This window comes from Gilvimarinus gilvus, assembly GCF_030518155.1.
Classification (GTDB): Bacteria; Pseudomonadota; Gammaproteobacteria; order Pseudomonadales; family Cellvibrionaceae; genus Gilvimarinus; species Gilvimarinus gilvus.
The window spans coordinates 1-340 of record NZ_JAULRU010000644.1 but is presented as its reverse complement, the minus strand read 5'-3'; the positions used below and the strand labels follow the sequence as shown (position 1 = coordinate 340).

General features: G+C 36.2%; 1 protein-coding gene. It reads right to left on the bottom strand.

What is annotated here, in order from left to right; translation table 11 throughout:
- Window positions 1-340 (bottom strand): 7-carboxy-7-deazaguanine synthase QueE (locus QWI17_RS16605; protein ID WP_302723645.1); only part of this gene is annotated, 340 nt, incomplete at both ends.

Sequence of the window (340 nt, the reverse complement as noted above, 5' to 3'; positions counted from 1 at the left end):
TGTAGTTTTTTTGTCAAATAAGTCAAATCCCACATCAAAGGTTCTCCTCCTGTAATGATGATTGTTTTGGCCTGAGAAGTTGCCAAGTCTACCAATTCATCAACATTAGTTAAGGGATGCTTGTCAGCATCCCAACTATCTTTTACATCGCACCAATGGCAACCAACATCACAACCTCCTAATCGAATAAAATAAGAAGCCACACCTGTGTACATTCCTTCACCTTGAATTGTGTAAAAATGCTCCATAACAGGCAATAATTTCCCTTCTTGTATCAATTGTTGTTCTTCTGCAGTTGTTGATGCAATGTGTATCATAATTTTATTTTTTGTTGTTGTAT